Genomic DNA, 19,941 nt, shown 5'->3' with positions numbered 1-19,941 from the left:
CTTTATCTGTGCTTTTGACTTAGAATAAAGAGTGGGAAGTAATATTATCATCCACAAATTCTGTTGAATACTTTAAGATTAACTATGTATTCGGGCAGGCAGACTGAATACTATCCTCAGGGATTTTATCATTTGCTATACTGCCATATTGAGTACTCCGGCAAACCGGCTTTAGAAAATTCATGGCATACTGATATATCTGCATGGTCTTTATATCCGGAGTGAACGATTTATGAACTCAAAAAAAGATCTGCCAATATCCTTCAGATTATGTCCAATAATATTACTGACAATTATTTTTTCCCAGGTACAGGTATCCGAAGCACAACTTAATCATCCATGTCTGATTTTTGATGATATTACTGAAGTCCCGGGCTATCAGTACAGGAGTTCTGAACCCTGGAATACTTGGGAGAGTTATATAATTAGCCGGGCAGATTATTCACTTGAAATGGATTTTTCCGTCCCTGAATGGCAGAATTACGATAAGATATCTTACCGTGCAGGTTTTGCAAGAGATCTTGGTCTGGCCTATCAGATAACAGGTGATGAAAAATACGCCGGGAAGGCAGCTGAGGCACTGTTTAATATTGACCTTGGGGATCAGGAGCCATGGTCAAGGTCATCAGCCGTAAGGGACTACGGTCTTACCTACGACTGGATACAGTCATATCTGGATGAAGAAATGGATAGAATTATCCGGAATAAATATGCTGCATTTGTGGATTCTGCATATCATGAGCTGAACAGTAACGGTGGAAATACTGAATATATATCTTTTTCAGATTATCATGGTCAGGCATATCCCAATGTTGCTGTTGCCGGAGTTGTCTTATCTGATTTTACTAATCCCGACAATATTCCACTGAATTCAGGGCCTGGTGAGTGGGTTAAGACAGGAACCGAATACCTCTTCATTGATGATAAACTTCATTCCTACAACATACCGCTTATTAATTTTGGTTTTGACAATGTTTCAGGCAAAAATTATCTAGGTGCCTATAAAAGTTATGTGATTGAAAGTCTTCTGTGGTGGTTTCAGATATATAGCCACTATTATGGGAGGAATATTTTTGAGGAATATCCGTTATCAAAAAAGATTGTTACTTCTGAAATATGGGAAACTCTTCCAAACGGTTATATGAATAACTGTGTCACTTCCGGAAATACACTCAAGACATATCACAGGGGTATTCTTAATCTTCTTGATGACGTGGATAAAGCGATAGTTCTTGATTACCTGAAAAAAACGGAAGCTAAAAACATTCTCCTTTATTCATCGGAGAATAGTGAAATGCCTGATCTCTATTATTATATTGTATCTGATAATTTCGACAATATGAAGTCCTCCCCTCCTCCATGGAAATCATACCTGAATGCTGGGTCCTCTTATCAGGTTTTCAGGGAGAACTGGGAGGAAGATTCAGACTGGCTCTCTCTTGTAACATTTAACGGCAGGACCAATAGTAACCGCGATTCTGCTCATCATGATCAGCTGTCATTTGAATACTTCAGTTGCGGGGATCTTCTGCTTGCTGATGCCGGAGAGAATAAGTATGTTCTTGACAGGTATTACGGACAGTATGCTTATCACCATAACGGAATATCGTTAGAAGATGCAGATAATCCACATCCTGTCTCTGAATGGTCAGACAGCAGATCAAGGGGTGTTTATAAAGGGAATGTAAATGGTGTCCTTACTCCCGTAAATGTCAAAAATATTGTGGAGACCTCATGGATAAGTACTCTGGGAGCGGAGGAGATGATATCTAAGGTTATTGGAGATGTGTGGGCAGATTATTATTCAGTTTCACCTCCGGTGTATTATGAGAGGACAATAATTTACCCGTTTAATGATTATTTTATTATTATTGATTATTTTGACGGGAATTCTGACAGAATGTACTGGAATGTATTCCGGCCGTCAGGACTGGCAATAGTGCCCACCCTGGATATAAATGGGGATGGAATATTTTCTGAAGATGAAACCGGATATATCCCGGGTGAACTTAAGATTGGAACATCCGGATATGACTGGTTAAGTCTTCCATATAAGAGGGAGACTGCAACAGGTATTATTACAGATAATATCACATGGTCAGTTACAAATCCATATGGTAAAAGAGTTAATATGAATATCTTCTCTTCACCCGCATCAGATATTATCATTACAAAAAATATCGGCAGAATTGCCGGATACACCTATCAGTCAGAGGTATTTTCACCTGTCGTGTATTTCAAAAGCCCAAGTTCTGAAGATTTTAACAGAATTACCCTTCTAAATTCAGGTTATGAAAATGAGGTTTTAAATTCAGCAGAAACACTGAAGGTCAGTGGCAGTGGCAGTGCAGTAAAAGTGTTCTCAGGTTCAGAGACTGATTACATATATTCGGGGGAGGGTTCCTGCGTGTTTGACAGGTACAATACGGATGCTGATATTGTTTTCATCCGGAAATCGACTGATAACCCGTATGAATATTACCTCTTTTTTGGAGGTTCATATCTTGGTATGGACGGTTCTGATTTATTTCTGTTTAATGAGGATAATTCCGGGAAGTATATGAATTTTTGTGGTATGAGTGGAGAGTTGAAATCTGTAATCATAGATGGCATAGAAATTACAGGTGAAGATGTCAGTAATTCCGGATGTATATATTTCCCTGATTCCGGAAACAGCAGCCATATTATTGAAATCAACTTGGGAAACAAAAAAATATCAGTTATTTATTTTGATAATTTCCGGTCTGATTATATATTGGGTTCTGAAGGAGCAAATGATCCGGCTGTCAGCAGGAAGTTTGCCGGTATTTCATTTTACCTGTTATTGTCCGGATTTAATCTGGCACTGCTGGTATTTTTGATCTCATTCAGGAGATCTTCTTTATAGAAGAGGTTTTCACTTCACTAATGTGTGACAAAATTATTAATCCCAGTAGGAGAATCCATATTATATAATGAACGGTTCTGAGGCTGTAATTGCAGGTGTAATTCAGGGTATTTTTGAGTGGCTTCCTGTGAGCAGTGAAGCCCAGACAATGCTTTATATGCTCAATGTTCTGAACCTTGATCCACAGACTGCTCTCTCTTATGCATTTTATCTTCATTTTGGTACTATGCTTGCAGTATTAATTAAGTATAGGGATGAATTTTTTTCTGTTCTTATGTCGCCTCTCTCTGAACTTAAACTCAGTTCAGTAATATTTTATGGTACACTTTTTACTGCATTTTCAGCAATTCCTTTGTACCTGCTACTTCGGAATCTTTCAACATTTGTAAATCCGGTTTTATTTACTATGATTATCGGATTTATGTTAGTCCTGACCGGAATTCTGATGAAAATCGCTGATTCAAAAGGTGATAAGGATATTAATGATATAAGCAACCGTGATATAATTCTAACCGGAATTGCACAGGGTTTTGCAGTAATCCCGGGGATTTCAAGATCAGGAATTACTGTTACTGCATTACTCATCAGAAAGGTGAATCAGGAGACTGCATTAATGGTCTCATTTCTGCTTAGTGTTCCTGCAACCGCAGGTATTCTTTTTATTGATTTTAATTCAATCAGCAGGATTCCTCTTCAGTCAATGGTGATATTATCTGCCTCATCACTTTTCTTTGGATATATCTCTATGGACCTTCTTCTAAAGATTGCAGTAAAAGTTTCTTTCTGGAAATTCTGTCTGTTATTTGGCCTGGTCACAATAATCTTTACATTTCTGTATTATTTTCTGAATATTCTCTGAATATCTCTTTTCTGTGATGATGGGTTATATTTTTTAATTTTTTTTAATCCGTATGTATTTTGGTGAGGGTAAGATAATGATATAATTTATCATATATCACTTATGAAACAGAGACCATATTATCATTAAAGATTGACAGAAACGCATGGGTTTTATAGGATACTGTTATTATAATAGTTTAATGAGCAACAGGGATTCTGCAGTATCTGAAATACTGACTCTTCTGAAGCAGCATCCGGAAGGTCTTACTGTAAAAAAAGTATCCGAAGGTATTGGAATGAACCGTATGACGGTTGCACGTTACCTTGATACCATGCTTATCTCCGGATATGTTGAAATGATAACATTCGGTCAGTCTAAGATATATTCAGCTTCAAGCAGAATTCCCATTAATGATATTTTAAACTGCCTTTCAGACTGTATAATTACTCTGGATCAGGACTATAATATTGTCTTTGGAAACAGATCCTTTTTGGATCTTGTGGGCAAAGAAGAAAATGAAATATATGGCAGATATGTTTTTGATATTTTAAGTCCGTGCGGGGAGAATTTTGGTTTTGACATCTTAACAGAATTTGATAATCAGGAAATTTCGGTGATAAAAAATGATGCGGTGAAGAAATTCACGGCGAATTTTATAAAAACTGTTTCTATTGATGGGAATATTGGCATTGCAGTTTTTTTAAGGGATATAACTGATATTACCAATATTCAGTCCAGACTTAAGAAAGTTGAGAATTTATACGATTCCCTGATTAGAGGATTCAAAAATATTATTTTCTATATTGATTATAACGGGCTTATTACATATGCCGATCCGGGTTGTATTGGTGTTTTGGGTTATCAGCCTTCAGAGATGGCTGGGAAATATATTTTTGATTTCATATCCGGAGATGAGAGCAGAATTCTGGATTGCCTTGATATGAGGAAGAATTCAGGCAGTTCTGCACCTGAGAGTTTAAAATCTGAATTTATACGTCATGACGGAAGTTTTGTTGTTCTGAATTTATTTATATTCGCCGAATATACCAGTTCATCAGATTATTGCGGTTTTCAGACCTTATGCACAGAAATTAATTCTTAGTTTATTCACAGTTCAATCCTGAAAGCCTCTGCATGGCATAATCTTATTTTATTATCTGAACCTCTCAGAATCAGGATTTAAGAGTACTGTTCAGATACAGGAGATTTTGGTATATTCTGGAAAAGAATAGTATATTTTTTCTTAACGGGTTTTTCAGGAATGTAAAAGGTCACGAAAAACTGATCCAGTGTGCTCACTGAAGAATTGGTTACAGATTTAATTTCAGTAAACTGAGGTAATTTATAATGGATGTAGGGGTTATTGGAACAGGCGTTATGGGGAAGAATCATGTGAGAGTGTATTCGGAGATGAAGGAAGTCGGAGATCTTTTTTTGTATGATGTCAACAGCAGTGCGTCATCCGGAATTGCAAAGGGATGCGGGATAAATGTGGTTGATTCAGTTGATGAGCTGCTAAAAAACGTTGATGCTGTGAGCATCTGTGTCTCTACTCAGTATCATTATGAGACCGCAGTACAGGTTGCCAGGGCTGGTATCAGTATGCTGATAGAAAAACCGATCTGTCAGACTTCAAAGCAGGGTGAAGAGTTATTATCAGAAATTCCTGATGATATTGTGGCTGGAGTGGGACATATTGAGCGGTTTAACCCGATTGTTAATGAAATATCCAGAATTATTGATTCTCCTCTTTATGTAGAAATGAAGAGACATAACCCTTCATCTATCAGGATAAACGGAAGTAGTGTTGTTGAAGATTTAATGATTCATGATATTGATATAATATTCAATAATGGCCACTTCAGGGGTCCCTACAATCTTTACTCTTCCGGCAACAGTGATATATGCGGCGCAATATTTGAATTTCCCGGTTTTCCTGTATATCTCTCAACGAGCCGGAAATCTTCAAAAAAGATCAGAATGGTCTATATCGAAGAGGAAAATTTTACTATAGAGGGAGATTATATGACTCAGGAGGTGTATATTCATAAAAAACCTGAAAGGTATTCTCATGATGCTGATAAATACATTCAGGAGAATATTGTGGAGAAAGTAATGGTCAGCAAGGTTGAACCCTTAAAAGTGGAACTGAACACTTTTGTTGACTGTGTTAGGTCTGGTAAGGAATTTCCGGTCAGTCCGGATCAGGCAGTAAAGAATGTTCGTATATGTGAAGATATCAGGCAGAAATGTGGCTACTGATTAATCTCTGAGATTATTCATGTTTCGTCTTCTGAAGTTTTGGAGAATCTCCCATAATCACTATAACAGAATCCTGTGAAATATCTGTTTCCCTTGTTTTACGTTCAATTTGACTTTTACAGGATTGAAACAATTTACTTTTTTTAATTATGCCCGGCTTAGATTTATAACATTTTTGTGACTATTCAAAAAATGAATACCCGGGGGTTTTAATGAATTGTAACAGTTTATTTTTCTGTATCATATTTCAGTTTTCTGTACTTATTGCGGCAGCCGGAGCAGCATGCATAACCGGCATTAATGTTGCAGACAATATTCTTTTTAGATCTTCACCGGATGGTGAAATAGATATTGTTATTGTAAGGGGAGGGCCCAATGCCGATATGTAGTTCTCTGTCTATATGTTCTGATTCAGAACCTTTTTCAGTGACGGTTAATCCGGCTGAAGGGAGATATTATGTTATTAATCATATTGGGTTCTGTTGTGACAGATGTAATCGCCCTGTAACGGAATATGTATCATTAATTGTTGGTTAAGTACTGTTCTGAAGTATATTTGTTGGCTGCTATAAATGTTATGGGGTTTTTGGTTTGATAAGTGTTGCATGAATTCAATAGTTATTCCTACTGAATTATGAGATCAAATGCATTTATACATCTTATTTTGTGCGGGATAAAATTCTGATACAGTCTTAAGATATTTAGTTTATGGTTGAGGTATTAAATATGGAATTAAAGGTTGCAGATGAGGGTGATAAAAATTCCTGGGATGATCTTGTTTTTTCTTCTGATAATAGTACCCTCTATCATACATGGGACTGGCTTGTAAAAATGAATGAGCATTCTTCAATTAAAGTCTTTTCCGGCAGTATTGATCCTGTACTATACCGCTTAATGGCTTATGAAGGTTCAGAGTTATACGGGCTGATTCCACTGTATGTATATAAGTTTCTGTCAGTTAATATTGTATTTTCCCCTCCTGTTGGGGTTGAAAACAGTTATCTGGGCCCCGTAATTAAGAAATATGATGATATAAAACTCAGAAATAAATATTCTAAATTTATCGTATTTCAGAAGGTACTGGATGGTTTCATGAAGGATCATCTGATGTCGGATGTAATTAAAATTGATATGTCTCCCTTCCCATATGATCCGAGATCGTTTATCTGGAGTGGTTATAGTGTGGTACCAAGGCACACATATGTCCTTAGCCTAAAAGAAGGAAAAGATGTAGTGTGGACAAATATTCACATAAATTTACGTTCTGAGATTAAAAAAGCCCGGAAAGCAGGCATAGTCATTGAGGAAGGTTCAAAGGAGCATATTGATCAGCTATTTGATCTTATGGTCAAAAGAGGGAGAATTCATACTTCAAGGGAGTATATTCATGATATTTATGATGATTTTTCCCGTGGATATGTCAAACTGTTTATCGCCAAAAAGGATGATCAGTTTCTGACCGGAGTTTTGATCACATATTACAAAAAAAAGGTTGATGCCTGGATTGGTGCTCCCGGGCTGTTGTTTGGAAATCTTAATCTCAATGGAATATTATTGTGGCATACTATTGAATGGGCATGTAGTCAGGGTTATGATTACTATGAAATCATTGGAGCTGACACTCCGGAATTATTTCCCTTTAAAAATAAATTTAATGCTGAACTACGTCACTATTATTCAATGAGGTGGTATTCACCTCTAATCAGAATCGGTAAAGGAATATACCATTCATTTAAACCGGAATTCCGGTGATCTGTTTATTTAAATATTATATTTTTTCTGAAAAATATGTGGTTGGGCTTCTAATTACTTGGCTGAATTATCAGACTGCATCCTCAAAACCAAGAATCATAGTCCCTGTATGGGTGTCTCCGGGAAATCCTGACAGGATATGAATTGAGAAATCCAGCGATTCAGTACTGCAGGGCATCAGTTTTTCCGGAATAATTACATCCTCTCCGGGAAAGTAATCAATTACTGTTCCGCTGTTTCCCATTCTTGTATCAAACAGTACATTCCAGAGGCCTTTGTAATCCTTTCCAAAGTCCATATCGTCCTGGGTGACTGTTATCCTGACCGGGATATTGCCTGCATTTCGTACTGTCGGATATCCGTCATTTACAGCGAATACACTGTTACCTGTAACCCATTTATTCACTTTTACAATAGTGCTCTTATAATCAACAGAGCTGAAATCGGATTCTATACACCCAAGCGGCAGGTATTCAAATTCAAGTATCAGTTCATTGGAAGGGTTGGCGGACTGGTCTATGCACCTGATTTTAACTGTATAATTTCCGGCCGGCATACATGACGGAAGAATAAATTTTCCTGTCCATAGTGCCCCTGTCCCTTTTTTTAATCTGTAATTTGTCTCTTCAAAGTCTGAGTCCGGACTGAAGAGAACAATTCCCGATTCATATGCTTCAATAAATTTGGCTAATTGAACCGTTCCGCTTCCTTCGTTTGTAAATGTTATACTCTGGTAGTATTCCCCGCCGGAAAATGAATGAAGAGGTTTATATATCTCAGAAGAGGTTGATATCACGTCACCTCCGCTTTCTTCATCAAATACGACGGCATAGATACTCAGGTTTCTGCTATTGCCATATCCCGGTTCAGGATAGAACTGAGATCCGGTCAGTATGTGGTTCTCATCACCGTTTTCAAGGTTTATTGTCTCATCTTCTGTCCAGGTGCACAGGACTTCAGGTTTAAGTCCCCCCCCGGCCGAAAGTTCCACTGAGGTTGTAATTATTTCTGCACTGCTTTGTACAGGAATAGTTAATATGCCTGTTAGCATTCCCAATATTATAGCTGATATAAATAACCTGCTTAAATTTTTACTCTGCATATTTTTATTACCCAATTTCAAAACCCCGTATTAATTAAATTCTGTTGAATGGAGGTGAGTAAAATAAGAATATTAATTTATGCAAAGCAGATTCGTGTTATGCCGATAACATCTATTATTCCATTATTTGTTATTTTAGCTGGTAATTATTATCTTTTGATAGTGACGGGCAGTTATATTTTGAGCCGGTATTTTATCTGCATAGTTCACTCTTTTTGATATCTTATAACGTGCAGTATCCGGAATACACCCTTCATGAAACATCTGTATCAGGCATCATAATGTTTTATCTGTTATCTGTTTGCAGGCAGATTTGCCAGAAGATAAAGTGACTTTTGTGAAACAGTTTATGTCTTGGGAGATCTTTCCTTAAAGGTATAAGTTGCAAAAAGAAAGTTAAAAAATAGTTATTATTTTCTGAAAGCTGATTTTAGTGCCATTACAAGTGCAAATATTGTAAGTGCTGCAATTACAAGTGCGGTTGGTAGCGGTGCTTTTCCACTTTCTGTCGGTTTTGAACTGTCACCAGTAGAGTCAGCTGATCCGGTGACTTGTATATTTAATTCCTTTTCACCGGTTTTTTTGTCTTCATAAACTATGTATGTTATGATTTTGTATTCCCCTGAGATTTCCGGTTTATAATAGTAAACAAGGTTCTCTGTCCCCATGGCTGTCACAGTTAATTCATCGGATTCAAAGGTGTCTATTAGTTCATCGTCTTTATAGATCTCACCTTTAAGAACTGCTTTTGTTGGAATTTCTCCTGTATTGACAAATGTTCCGGATATCTTTAATATCCTCCCTACAACAGTTTTTCCTTCGTAGTTAATCTCTGTGAACTCACCTTTTCTCGTAAGCGTCCCTTCCGGAATAAGACTGAACTTTGTTTCTTCTCTTAATATCTCATTATCTCCGATATTAACTGTTACAATGGCAGAGTAGTCCCCGCTTTCCAGACCATTGTTTTCCCAGTTCACTGTTATTTTCTCCTTTTCACCCGGTTTTATCTCTGAAGCGGTTTTTCTGACTGTGTCGATGTTTTTTCCTTCTTTTGATATTACAATCGTTATTCCCGGTGCAAGCACTACATTACCTGTATTCTGAAACATAATTTCAACAGGGACAGGGTAATTAACTTCGGAATCACTGATTCTGAGGAGATCTGCTTCACCACTGATTATTTCAGTACCTGTTACATCAATTTCGACTTTGGTCGTTGCCCGGACTTTTAGTACGGCTCCTACTTCAGTATTTTCTGAAGATTCCGGACTTTTTGTGTCAAAATTAATTTCGGCTCTGTACATGCCGTTTGCCGTATCTTCCGGGACTGAAATTCTGGCTTTTACTTTAATATTTTTGCCCGGAATTTTGATCTCGTTTACAGGTTCTCCCGCATCGGGGGTATCCTCATAGATTTTTATCCATTCTTTGGCATCTCCGGAGATCATGATGTCTGCCATTAGTTCATCATTTCCGGGATTAAATACCGTAATTGTTTTTTCATACTCAATACTCCTTGCTGCATCACTGATATTAATTAATGAAGGTGTTACTGCAATTCCTGCTGCTGAAACTGTATGAAATACAAACAGTGATGTAAATATCAGCAAAGCAATTAATTTGAATCTGTTAAAATCCCCTTTCATTTTCTTTCCTCCTCTTTAAGAATAATTTTTCTGAATCGCTAAAAATAAAAAAGTAGTTAGGTCTGGTTTATCAGTAAATCAATAAATTAAATTAGATGAGAGTTAGAGAATATTATCTCTACTTCTCAGTTTTTATTATTCAGCCTTCTCAGAATGCTTTATCGAATCCGAGGATCATCTCACCCTCGTGAGTTTCTCCTGCAAATCCTTTCAGAATGTGGATTGAGAAGTCAAGTTCTTCGCTGTGGCACATCCAGAGGTCGTCTGGTAATACTTCATTCTGGTCAGGTTCACCGGCTGCAACAGGGTCGTATGCTACGACTGTTCCTGAATCCCCGAGGCGTGCATCGAATTCAACATCCCAGTTGCCCAGGTTGTCTCTTCCAAACTCCATTGCGTCCTGCCTGATAATCTTTACATTTACAGGTACGTTTCCTATATTACGTACTGTTGGGAGGTTGTCCCCGATTGAGAATACTGTGTTTCCTGTTGTCCACTTGTTTGTGCAGACACTTGTGCTTCCGTAATTTACAGAGCTAAAATCAAACTCTGCTGCCGGAACTTCAAGGTAGTTGAAGATGTTTATAAGATTGATTGCAGGGTTGGAGTTTCTGTCAACTGCACGGACAACCACTTCATAGTCGCCTGCTGGCTGGCAGTAGTGAATCTCTGCTGTACCCATCCAGACATCAGCGGTTCCCTTGCCAAGTCTGTACATTACTGCTGTTCCGTTATCTCCGTTCCAGGTGTATCCTGAGGCGAGCTGGATAAGGCCGGCTTCGTATGCTGCTGTTGCATTGGTGACTGCACAGTTGTCATGTCCGATATTTGTGAGCATAACCTGGTACTTAAGCTCCTCCCACATATCAGGGTCAAAGTAAGCGTTGTCAGGGTGGTATACATATGCAGAAACGAGGCTTAAATCTCCTCCGTCTTCCTCATCGCAGACAATTGCATAGTATTTTATCTCTTTTACCCCTTCAAATGTTGCCGGTGGCAGGAATTGTGATCCTAATGTCAGGTGTGTCGGGTCACCGTCTTCAAGTTCTGCTGTAGTATCCTGTTCCCACTTTGCCATAATTACCGGTGCATTTCCCCCCCCGGTGGCAATGTTTACTCCGGTTGTTACTGTTGTATCGGCTGATACCGGTGCAACAAGTGCAAATACAAGCATTGCAAGAATAATGCCTGCAATACCAATTTCTTTTCGCATCATTTTTTCACACATCCGATTTTTTAAAAGCTTATCCTTCCAGTAGTTTCCCCGGTTTCATGTCGGGTTTTCCCCATATCTGGAAAGTTAAACTGTTCTTTATTTTGGGATTACACAGAAGACTGGCTGATTAAACAGATTTCCTCTAGAGTAACCAGACTTTGATTTTTAACATAAATACATAAACGTATGCTGTACAAAACTGACTGGATATAACTTTACCCGGTATTTGGTTTTAATCCTGGATTTTAGGTAAATCTGGTTCTTATTGGTTGATTTTATCATATGTGATGCCTGATTGGTAGTGGCAGGTGTAAATCCGGATTCTGATTCTGTGCTGTGCATTACGCACTGGCAGTGCACCATACTGGTAATCTGCTGTTTTACCTCTCTTTCCGGCTGAAGATCTCAGAAAAAAGCATAATGAAGAATGCAGAACATAAAAGAGCAAAAAGGTCATTTATGAACAGCTGGCTCACAGGTAATGAATGAAACAGTGCACTGTTTCACAGGAGCATAATGAAGATGTCAGAAAAAAAGCAGTTATTATGCCCGATATATCATCTGACATAAGATATTCTTTCGTTTTGTTTACATGTGTTATTTGTCTGCGATTATGTATTCGGTGATGAGTCCGTCATATGACCCGGCATTTGATTTCTGTACAGGTTCTGTTCCGTCAATATCATCTGATTTTGTCATTCCGGCTGTGATTAATTTTCCGTTATATCCGTCAACATCATAAATAACATCATAATCATTGCCCTGTATAAGTATTGCAGAATTCATACTGCCGGAATCTTCCTGAAAGACGGCAATGAAAGCATCAGAGTTATTTTTTAATCTTTTTTCATCCGGAATTCTTTCAATGTCGTATTTTTTGGAACTGAATATATTTTCAGATTTGGTCTCACCTGCAATGATTATATTTCCTCTGTTATCACTCTTTATGGCATGAATAAAATCATCATTTTCCCCGCCGAAATATGTTGAATAAATAATTTCAGTTCCTTCTTTATTAAGGCAGGTCAGAAATCCTTCTGAACCGTTGCCCACGGAAAAATTATTCTGGAATGCATTTTTCACAAAAAGATCGTCTGAATATGTATATCCGGCAATATGAACTCTCTTTTCTGTGACAGCAATTCCTTTGGCCCTGTCACCGCCACCCCCGCCAATATAGGTTGAATAGATCAGATCGCTTCCGTCCGGATTAAATGCCGCGATGTATGAGTCATAAGAGAAAGTTGAGGGGCCGAATATCTCATTTTTTACCGGAAGTGACCTTGTTTTTGATGAATAGGTATATCCTGTAATATATGCATTCAGTTCTGAATCTATTCCTACTGCTTCGCTGTAATCGTCACTGACTCCGCCAAAGAAGGTGCAATAGACAATAATGTTCTCTTCCGGATTAATTTTCATAAGAAATGCATCTCTTTTTCCGGTAATTTTTTCCTGAAAAGCGCCTTTTGTTACCGGAAAATCTCTGGACTCTGTTGTGCCGGTGAGATACAGATTGTTGTTACTGTCAATAGTTATGTCATGCAGTACATCTGATGATGATCCGCCTATTAAGGTTGAATATTCAGTTTCAAAATTATTTATATTTATTTTAACTAGAAATATATCCCATTTACCTCTGTTATTCTTTTGAAGTGCATCTTTGGTTGTGAAGAAATCATCGGAATCTGTGTATCCTGCAATGTATAAATTTCCTTCATTGTTAAAAGCGGAGGATACAGGTTTGTCACTTCCTTTTCCGCCGATAAATCCTGAATATAAAAGCTTTTTTGAGTTACTGTTTATTAATGCAATGAATCCATCGATATTTCCTGCTCTCTTTTTTTGATTATTTTCTGTCAGAGGAAAATCTTCCGACTGTGTAACCCCTGTTATAGCGGTTAGATTATTTTTTTTACCGATAGAAACTGAGTTTACTGAATCCGTATCTTTTCCACCGAAATATGATGAAAATACAGGGATTACAGATGAATTGATATTTGTTACTTCTATATTGTCTTTATAGCTTTCACAATCTGCACCATTGACTGCGTTTGTTTTTGAAATCTCATAGGTATTATTGAATGCCAGTGAATATGTATCGACTGAATTTATCTGAATCAGAAGCAATATTGAAAATAAAATTATTATGACTGATGCCGAAAATATTTTTTTCCCGGACCTGTTTGTTTTTAATGACATAATCTGACCCGGAAATATGTTATCTCCTGATTTTTCCGGCGAAAATTATTATTCCTGAGATCAGGAGAATTGCTGATATACCTGAAGAACTTTTTACCGGCATACTGCTCTTTTCTTCACAGGAATTTTTGCAGGCCCTTATATTGTCAAGATAAATATTCATTGTACTTCCCCTTAATCCTTCGGATGTGAATATAATGGCCTGATTTCCGGAAAATTCAGATGTATCTATCTTTTCGGTTCTCCACTGAAATGTCTCATTGACATATGTCCTGACCAGTGTCTTTCCAATATATATATTAAATGACTGCTCGGATGGTCCGAGTGCCAGGATTTTCAGGTCATATGTTATTTCATCAATATCTGTAAGGTCAGTCTCCTGAATAAGGCATTTATCTGTGAAGAAAAATCCGGCGTTATGTCCCCTTTCAATATCGTACCTTATGTATGGAGGATGATCCTGGGTAATCCATCCGTTAAAATTCTCTTCCTCAAAATCACCGTTTAGAATTATATTATTGCATTCTGCAAATGCGATTGCATTTGGTATCAATCCCAGCAATATTACCGAGATACAGATTATTAATCCCCTTTTCATCTTAAACACCTTCCTGAGTTCATTATCCGGCTCTGTTCAGGGCCGCATTATAATCTGAATTTGAAAAGAATGAGTTTAAAAAAATATGCCGTGCAGTAAAAAATTATTCCATTTTATCTTCACATGACAGAATTTTGACTGCACAGCAAATCAATATATCATGTATGATATAACCGGGACATATATGACTGAAACTCAGGAGATGCTAAATAATAATCTCCGGACAATTTCAGAAGTGATTGTTCCTAAGGGTGAGGGGGGTTTTGATGGTGATATTTTGGAAAGGAAATGCCAAAAAGAAGGATTTAACTGTTAATTATAATGATAAGGGTGGTGGACAGTCATCAACCTGGTTTAATTTTAATTATCCACGGATATGTCTGGCAGCAGCAGTCATTATTATTTTACTTTTAATTCACTTTGCTGGTGGTATGCCGGATATTTATCCCCGTGTGCCGGGATTTCAGGATGGAGATAATCTCTTTTCAGGTCTCTCTTTTTATTCAGGAAATGAATATTACCCGGATGAATCTGGTAATCTATTGAATAGTTATTCTGAAGTTTATTCAAAATATCCGGGTTATTCTGTCTCTTCGGGTGAAACCGGAGTTCTGACGATAACGATTACGCCGACTGAAATGACGCTGTCAATCTTTCTTTACCTGATTTTGATAATTATTATGCCTGTAACTTTTATGATCTCTTTCATTGCTGTGATCTTTGGTTCCTGGAACAGGAGAGGTATTCATGACTAAAAAGAACATATATGATGATAAAACTGACAAAAGAAGAAGATATTGGAATTATATTTTTATTTCTGTGATTTTGGCAGTAATTATCCTGTTTTTCTCATTTGCTGTATCCGCAGAATTATTTGCATCATCAGACGAATCTGAAAAATATGCTCAGGAAGAGATACATATTAATAATTCCTTTAATTATTACAGGAATGAGGATTACAGTCAGGCATATTCTGAAATTTCTGATGCCCTTGATATTAATGGAAGTAATTATCTGTCACTGACTCTTATGTCATCTCTTCTTTTAAAGATGGGTGATTATACCGGTTGTATAAAATATTCCGAAAAGGCGATGGAGACAGACGGGCGTTCAAGTGATCCATTTCTCTTAAAGGAGATTTCACTTCTGAGACTGGGGTTTAATGAAAGGGGCATATCTTTTATATCCGGAAATCCTGGAAGGGTTTATTATAATACAGGAGACATTATTGTTGTTAATACCTGTAAATCGGATCCTGACAATTATGAATTCTGGAAAAAGTGGAACAGGCTTAATCTGTGGGAATCTCCCGGAAGTGAAAAATATATTGGTACAACCAATGCCTGTGATGATGTTGAAGTAATTGTTCTTGAAGAGAGGGAATATAACGGGGATATATATTACAGGATAAAGGAGAATAACAGGGATTTGTCCGGTTGGTTATAGCCCGTCAGATAAATCCGGCTGCTTTTCAGGTAATATTGTACTGTCATCAGATATTTTTAATCCTCTATTTATTTTAATCCTTTGTTTATATTGATTCATAATTTATATTGGTGTTTAATTTATGCTGGTGTTAATTTATTTTAATTTTTAATTTATATCGGCCATCTATTTATTTTATTTTTAGCGGAATTATGCAGGATAATTGATATTCTAAGATATTTTGAGAGTTTTGTGGGTTGAACAATTCTGTCAGTCTTTTTTCTTTTTCATTAATGTATATCAGTAAATATATATTGTGTGCTCTGCACATATCTATATTATTTATAGCTTATTTATCGTATGGTGACGCGTCCAAAGGCCTTTTCTTATTTATTAAGAAAGGTGTCTCTTCATGGTTCAATAGTAAGATCATTTGGCATTTAAACAGGTGCTTTCTGGATGGTTGAAAATGCCTTCCTTTAATAGATAAGGAGAAAGGATGCTCACCATCTCTTTTTGGATTGATTTTTACAGTTTTACAATCAGCTGCCGTAGTATCATTATAATTATATAGGATATTTATGATTTGAAATTGTAAATTGCTGCCTTTATATGGACCTTTACGTCTATAAATGGATTATATCCGGCTGTGCTGTAAATGAGTCCGGGATGTTAACATTATTTAATGTAGCCGTAAATTAAAGCCTGAATTGAGTTTTTATTTCATGCTCCTATGAAACAATACACTGCTTCATTCATCATCTGTGAACCAGCTGGTTCATGAGTGACTATTTTGAATATCCGCAGAAATTGACACAGTAGCAGTACAAATATTATTCTGAATGGTGATGCTGCTCATTTTTGCTTTGCATAGTTTTATTATTACTGTCTGTGTATTTTTGTTTGTAGCTGGAAATTTTAAATCATATAGTTCAGGCGGCCTTGAAAAGACCTATCTGCCCGGAGAATTATATTATCTGATATTTCCACTTTATCTTTTGTGAAGTTTATTTATTATGTGGATATATTTCCTTTTTAAGGACAGAAATGAATTATTATGATATAAAATGGCATATCTGATAGATTAATTTAGAAATTGTGTATATCAATTTTAAGATGTCTGTATGTTCTGATAAAGGTTATATGAATATCTGTATATTCTAATAAATATCATATAAATGTCCGTATGTTATGATGAAGGTTATATAAATATCCGTATGTTCATTCTGTCCCTGTCTGGACAGATATGCTATCCTTTACATATGAATGGAATATTTGTTTTATCTGTCAATTGTAATCCGGCTCTTATTGGTTACTTTTTACATACATATATATCAGTTTCAGAATTTCTGTTTTGCAGAATTATTTGGCAAATGTTTATTCTTCAATATCATCTTTTAGGGCTTAAAGAATTGCGGGTGTTATTGTAATGGATCAAAAATTTTTGCTGGCTTCTAAATTTTTCCTGCTGATTATTATAATTGTAGTTCTAAGTGGACCTGCGGTCGGCTCTAATGTGAAAACTTCAGTTACAATTATTGGGGGCAGTTCTCTGGATGCAGATTTTACTGTGATACAGAATTGCGGGAATGATGTAATTGCTGCACAATTTAAGGATACCTCCAGGGGAAATCCTGACCTGTGGGAGTGGAATTTTGGGGATGGATGTAATTCAACTTCAAGTGAACAAAATCCCGTGCATTGCTTCCAAAGTTCTGGGATATATAATGTTTCATTATTTATTTCCAACAATTTCAGTTCTTCAAATGTGACCAAGGAGGTTGTCTTTGTTATGGAGGAAGTTCCTGAACCTGGTGGCAGCAGCCATGATGACTGGCCTGAAGATGAAGTGGTTACATTTGATTTACCAGATTCTCCCGGTGGAAATAGTTTACAGAATGAGAAATTATTTATCCTGTGGGCTGACGATTTAAAAGCGTATATTTATAACCTGAATTCCTTTGATTATACCTCAGAAAACGGGATCAGTTATATTGGTGATCCTGAAAATATATCCATAAAGAGATTAAATTCAGACCCTGCCTGCCTTGATTCTGACTGTCCTTATTATACATACTATATATCTCCTGAATATTGCTCTTTTGAATGTTACAATGTACTTACAATAGTTCCGGGACCTGAGGAATGGGATTATATTCAGTCAGGAACCAGCATTGAAGGTATAAAATGGATGAATCCTTATACCGGATACTGGGAAGAGCTGAATACAGTTGAGAGTCGGGAAAACATGTCATTTTCAGCAAAGATAGAAAATTTTGGTCTTTATGCTCTCTTTTTAACCCCAAAAGAACCGAAAGAGAATATTCAAAAGGTCATGTCAGAGATTTATACTGAGGAAACCATGGCTTCAGAGGCAATTGTTTTTGTTTTTATGGTATTTGTTCTTATTTCCGGACTTGTAATGCTTGTAATATATGATAGTCATAAATGACTATTGTATCATTGTTTTTATTCTATATTTTTGTTGGATTTCATCGCCTGATTGCAGTTGAAGGTGAAAAAGCAAATTTTAAAATTTTATTAAAGCTAATTTCAAAAAAAATAATTTCAGTATGTTATGTTTTATGACTCTTATCCAATTTTCTGAAAGAGTATATTTACCTGATATTTGTTGTGATTCATTAAATTTGTCTGATTATTTCTGACAATTTATTTGGTCTCAGATTTATATTATTTATATCTCTGATATCCCAGACTGCTGATTGATTTAATAATTTCCGTTCAGGATTTAATTTGATTACATCTGATCGGTTAACCTTTCGGAGAGGTACAATATTATAGTGCAGAACTTTACATTTAGAAATGTCCGGAGAGTATTTCTAAACGTGAACTTTAATCGCACTACATAATCTTAACTAATTTTTTGAATTATTCCTAAAAGTTCAGTATTGGATTATAATTCCTGCTCTGTCAAATTTCGGATCTCTGGGTATGCCAAGCATAACTGATGTTTATAATGATGAAGATAGCTTCTTTTATAAACTATGCTAAATTGGAGTTTATGGGTAAGGAACACCGGGAATTTCCTAAAATACTTGAGGTCTTAAAGGATAATCCCAGAGGAATGTCTGTTAAACAAATTTCCGAAGCTATAGGGGTAAACAGAATATCGGTCGGGCATTATCTTGAGATACTGCTCCTTTTAGGGGAAGTTGATATGGAGACGTACGGACAGGCAAAAGTCTTTTTTCTGTCAAAAAGGATACCCATCAATGCAATGATGGACCTGACATCAGATGCTGTTCTTATGTTAAACGAAGAAAAAAAAATAGTCAGTACAAACGAAAAAATGTCTGCACTATTGGGTATTGAAAATAATTTTCAGGGTATTGATGCTGAAAAAATTATTTATGAAAAACTATTGATTGATATCTCGGAATTAATTGATTCCGGCATAGAAGGTGAAAAGGTTTCAAAAGAGATAACAATTTCTGTTTCCGGAGAAGAACAGTATTTTCAGATGAAAATTATTCCTACAGTATTTTCCGATGGTAGTTCGGGAATAACAATAATATTTGTTGATATAACAGATTATAAAAAATCTTTGATAGCACTTGCCGAAAGTGAAAATAAACTTCTTACCCTCATTCAGAAACTTAGTGATTTTTTAAATTACGTAGATGAATATGAAAAGATAAATGCAGATATCAGAAACCCTCTTCAGGCAATTGTGGGCCTTACTGATCTTGAAGGCGGCAAAATTGCAAATCGTGTCTATGATGAAGCGCTTGAAATAGATAAATCGCTTAGAGAACTGGATATAGGCTGGAGAGAGGCTGAAAATATAAGGGATTTTATAAGAAAATACGTGGCAATAAATAATATTTTATTAAATGCTGCCTGATGCCTCCTGATTTTTGTTATGACATTTTAAGTAATTTCAGAGTTTTTCCGGTTCTGCAGGATAATTCCCTGTCATTGACTTTCCTGATTTTCTCAGTTGCATGTCTGAATATTATTCATCAAAACATTAATAATAAGGTGGCTGT

The 19,941-nt window shown here is 36.4% G+C and carries 16 protein-coding genes; 10 read left to right on the top strand and 6 right to left on the bottom strand.

Features of this window, described 5'->3' with window-relative positions:
• Positions 1–232 precede the first annotated feature (232 nt).
• The 6 genes from METLIM_RS00850 (at position 233) to METLIM_RS00830 (ending at position 7,742) form a co-directional block, all read left to right on the top strand.
• The gene (locus tag METLIM_RS00850) at positions 233–2,887 is read left to right on the top strand and encodes a heparinase II/III family protein (RefSeq protein ID WP_004075913.1); all 2,655 of its coding nucleotides are present in this window, start codon (positions 233–235) and stop codon (positions 2,885–2,887) included.
• A 67-nt stretch (positions 2,888–2,954) separates the two neighbouring features.
• Positions 2,955–3,746 carry an undecaprenyl-diphosphate phosphatase gene (locus tag METLIM_RS00845; RefSeq protein ID WP_004075911.1) on the top strand — a complete coding sequence of 264 codons (792 nt, stop codon included), beginning with the start codon at positions 2,955–2,957 and terminating at the stop codon, positions 3,744–3,746.
• 181 nt (positions 3,747–3,927) lie between these two features.
• Positions 3,928–4,830, top strand: coding sequence for a PAS domain S-box protein (locus METLIM_RS00840; RefSeq protein WP_048145410.1), 903 nt, complete (start codon positions 3,928–3,930; stop codon positions 4,828–4,830).
• Positions 4,831–5,075: 245 nt separating this feature from the next.
• Positions 5,076–5,990, top strand: coding sequence for a Gfo/Idh/MocA family protein (locus METLIM_RS00835; protein ID WP_004075908.1), 915 nt, complete (start codon positions 5,076–5,078; stop codon positions 5,988–5,990).
• A 212-nt stretch (positions 5,991–6,202) separates the two neighbouring features.
• Positions 6,203–6,379 (top strand): hypothetical protein, encoded by a 177-nt coding sequence (locus METLIM_RS16325; protein WP_004075905.1) that lies wholly within the window; start codon positions 6,203–6,205, stop codon positions 6,377–6,379.
• Positions 6,380–6,716: 337 nt separating this feature from the next.
• Complete coding sequence (locus METLIM_RS00830; protein ID WP_004075903.1) at positions 6,717–7,742, top strand: GNAT family N-acetyltransferase; 1,026 nt, start codon at positions 6,717–6,719, stop codon at positions 7,740–7,742.
• 70 nt (positions 7,743–7,812) lie between these two features.
• Here METLIM_RS00830 and METLIM_RS00825 read toward each other — a convergent pair whose 3' ends face one another.
• The 5 genes from METLIM_RS00825 to METLIM_RS00805 form a co-directional block, all read right to left on the bottom strand.
• Positions 7,813–8,733, bottom strand: a complete 921-nt coding sequence (locus METLIM_RS00825; protein WP_157202185.1) for a hypothetical protein — start codon at positions 8,731–8,733, stop codon at positions 7,813–7,815.
• 521 nt (positions 8,734–9,254) lie between these two features.
• A complete protein-coding gene (locus METLIM_RS00820) occupies positions 9,255–10,490 on the bottom strand; it encodes a COG1470 family protein (RefSeq protein WP_004075899.1) in 1,236 nt (411 codons plus the stop codon).
• A 148-nt stretch (positions 10,491–10,638) separates the two neighbouring features.
• Positions 10,639–11,706, bottom strand: a complete 1,068-nt coding sequence (locus tag METLIM_RS00815) for a hypothetical protein (RefSeq protein WP_004075897.1) — start codon at positions 11,704–11,706, stop codon at positions 10,639–10,641.
• Between the two features lie 597 nt (positions 11,707–12,303).
• The gene (locus tag METLIM_RS00810; RefSeq protein WP_004075895.1) at positions 12,304–13,908 is read right to left on the bottom strand and encodes an SBBP repeat-containing protein; all 1,605 of its coding nucleotides are present in this window, start codon (positions 13,906–13,908) and stop codon (positions 12,304–12,306) included.
• Between the two features lie 19 nt (positions 13,909–13,927).
• Entirely contained in the window at positions 13,928–14,506 is a 579-nt protein-coding gene (locus METLIM_RS00805) for a hypothetical protein (protein ID WP_004075893.1), read from the bottom strand.
• A gap of 266 nt (positions 14,507–14,772) precedes the next feature.
• On the opposite strand from METLIM_RS00805, the gene METLIM_RS00800 reads away from it, so the two are divergent.
• Complete coding sequence (locus METLIM_RS00800) at positions 14,773–15,261, top strand: hypothetical protein (RefSeq protein WP_004075890.1); 489 nt, start codon at positions 14,773–14,775, stop codon at positions 15,259–15,261.
• Entirely contained in the window at positions 15,254–15,952 is a 699-nt protein-coding gene (locus METLIM_RS00795; protein WP_004075889.1) for a hypothetical protein, read from the top strand. Before METLIM_RS00800 ends, METLIM_RS00795 begins: the two co-directional genes overlap by 8 nt.
• A 1,413-nt stretch (positions 15,953–17,365) precedes the next feature.
• Here the strand turns inward: METLIM_RS00795 and METLIM_RS17245 are convergent.
• Positions 17,366–17,680, bottom strand: coding sequence for a hypothetical protein (locus METLIM_RS17245; protein ID WP_245543561.1), 315 nt, complete (start codon positions 17,678–17,680; stop codon positions 17,366–17,368).
• Here METLIM_RS17245 and METLIM_RS17240 point away from each other — a divergent pair.
• Together METLIM_RS17240 and METLIM_RS00785 are read left to right on the top strand one after the other, a co-directional pair.
• Positions 17,571–18,383 carry a PKD domain-containing protein gene (locus tag METLIM_RS17240; RefSeq protein ID WP_394295888.1) on the top strand — a complete coding sequence of 271 codons (813 nt, stop codon included), beginning with the start codon at positions 17,571–17,573 and terminating at the stop codon, positions 18,381–18,383. The genes METLIM_RS17245 and METLIM_RS17240 overlap by 110 nt on opposite strands.
• Before the next feature lie 816 nt (positions 18,384–19,199).
• On the top strand, positions 19,200–19,796 hold the full coding sequence (locus tag METLIM_RS00785) for a hypothetical protein (protein WP_157202184.1): 597 nt from the start codon (positions 19,200–19,202) through the stop codon (positions 19,794–19,796).
• Positions 19,797–19,941 lie beyond the last annotated feature (145 nt).

The sequence above is a fragment of the Methanoplanus limicola DSM 2279 genome, assembly GCF_000243255.1.
In the GTDB taxonomy this organism is placed as follows: Archaea; Halobacteriota; Methanomicrobia; order Methanomicrobiales; family Methanomicrobiaceae; genus Methanoplanus; species Methanoplanus limicola.
Note: the sequence above shows the minus strand (reverse complement) of the source record. Positions and strands in the feature narration are given on the sequence as shown.